This window comes from Pseudomonas sp. R25(2017) (genome assembly GCF_002112565.1).
Lineage (GTDB): Bacteria > Pseudomonadota > Gammaproteobacteria > Pseudomonadales > Pseudomonadaceae > Aquipseudomonas > Aquipseudomonas ekonensis.
This window is the reverse complement of record NZ_NEHZ01000043.1, coordinates 1-2,190: the sequence shown is the minus strand read 5'-3', so window position 1 is coordinate 2,190 and position 2,190 is coordinate 1. Positions and strand designations below refer to the sequence as shown.

Below are 2,190 nucleotides of genomic sequence, written 5' to 3'. Positions count from 1 at the left end.
GGGTTGGGGGTGGGTTTGAACATGCTTGCATCTCCAGAGTCATGGAGCCGCCTCGATTCGCTGCGATACGAGAGGGTGGCAGCTATACGCGGGTCGCAGACCGGGACTCTAGAACCGGCAGGCCCGAAGGCCTCCCACGTACAGCCGCCATGACAGGCATGGAGGAGATTGTGCGTCCAGAGATCGACGGGCTGCGAGACCCGATCACTGATTCGTCAGTGACCGCCAAACGATAGAACCCGCCCCCCCAGGCGCACAAGCCGGCGGATTCTGGCGTAGTTGTAGGCAATGGCGCAAGGCGATGTGGGTGTATGGAAACTGTGATCAACATGTTTAAACATGTCTCGCTGCAGATTAGTCAATGCAATAATCTAGAAGAGGAAATGAGGGCGGATAAACACATCCATCCTCATCTCTTCGTTAACTTCAGAACTGAAAAAAATCAAAAAAACAACGCATAAATGAATCCGTCACCATTTTCATTATGGCTGACTAACTCCATCTTAGATTGTCTAGATCTACTCCTCCGCGAATATCTTTTATGACGATTTTGCTAAGGCCGGCCTGGTCGGTATGGCTGCCAGGTCTGAATGAACTTCCAGATGGCGATAGGGTGATTTCTTTGACAGCACCATCAAGGTTGAAAAAACTTATTGTTGCTGCGTTGTAGCAGATGTACTCATAGTTAAAATTCTTAATTATGCCGTCAAATGTCAGTTCTACTGTGGCGTAGTATGTTACTGACATGTATTTGGGAGATTCCTTCCATAGAATAACGCCATAATATAAGGGGTTCGGAACGGACTTCACATAGAAAGTCAATCCGCTTTGGCACCGTTTCGACTGCCCCGCGGCGAACGTTCCATGTGGTTCTGTTTCCCAATTTTCTGAACCTGAAACCCAACGCACAACTTTAAAGGTTCTGGAATCAGAAACAGGCTCGGTTCCATAGCGCGCCTTGGCCGTAAAACTGTGCGCCGCCACGCTCAGGCCCGACGCTGTCAGTGTCCACACACCCGAGGTCGCATTCGCCGTGACCTCGCCCTTGGACACATTGCCATCGAACACCTCGACCTTCTGCCCTTTCGCTGCTGCGCCGGTGAGCGTGACGCTGGTCTCAAGAGTCATACCGTCGTGCGGAATGTCCACACCCTTCGGATCTTTCACCGAGGTGATGGTCGGCGCTGTCGCCGCCGTCACGGTCAGGGTTCTGGCCGCCGACACCGGACTGGCGCCGTACAAGGCTTTCGCCGTGAATCTGTGTGCCGCGACGCTCAACCCCGATACCGTCAGCGTCCATACGCCCGATGTCGCATTCGCGGTCACTTGGCCCTTGGACACGGTGCCATCGAACACCTCGACCTTCAGGCCTTTGGCCGCCGTGCCGGTGAGCGTGACGCTGGTTGCGACCGTGATGCCGCCGTTTGCGATCTCGACGCCCTTGGGATCCTTCACCGAAGTGATCGTCGGCGCGACCGAGGTCACTACTGTCAGCAGCCGCACATTCGAATAGGTCGCCGTGCTGTGGTACAGCGACTTGGCATACAGCCGCCGCCCGCCCACGGGAACGGTGATGCTGAGTTCCCACGCACCCGTCGTTGCGTGAGCCGTCACCGTGCCCTTGGACACCGCCGTCGAGCCGTTGCCGTCGAAGATCTCCACCTTCTGCCCTTTGCTGGCCGTGCCCCGCAGCTTCAGCGTGGTGCTCACGGTGCTGGTGCCTTCCGGAACCTCCACGTTGTTGGCGTCCAGCACATTGCTCAGCGTCGGCTTGATGAGCGCCACCACCGTGAAGCTGCGCGGCGTCGATACCAGTCCGTCGCCGTACATTGCCTTGGCGGTGAAGGTGTGCACCGCCGCGCTCAGCCCGCTCACGGTCAATGTCCAGCGGCCGGTCGCGGCATCGGCGGTGGCTTGGCCTTTGGATGTGACGCCATCCAGCACATCGACTTTCTGGCCCTTGCTGGCGGTGCCGCTCAGCACTACCGAGGTTTCGACGATGAGGCTGCCGTCTGGAACCTCCACGCCGCTGGGCGAGCCCTTGACGGAGTCGAGCGTCGGCGGGTCGAGCGATATCGGTTGGCCGATCACGAACCCCAGCGGATTGGAATAGCTCACCTTGCCCGTCTCGGCCCGCCGGATGCTGTAGCTCGCCGTCAGCGTCTCCCCGCGCCGGGCCTCGAAGTGCTG

At 57.9% G+C, this 2,190-nt stretch carries 1 pseudogene; it reads right to left on the bottom strand.

Features of this window, described 5'->3' with window-relative positions:
* Window positions 1–492: 492 nt before the first annotated feature.
* A pseudogene (locus tag CAG31_RS28555) lies at window positions 493–2,190 on the bottom strand (hypothetical protein); the annotation flags it as partial.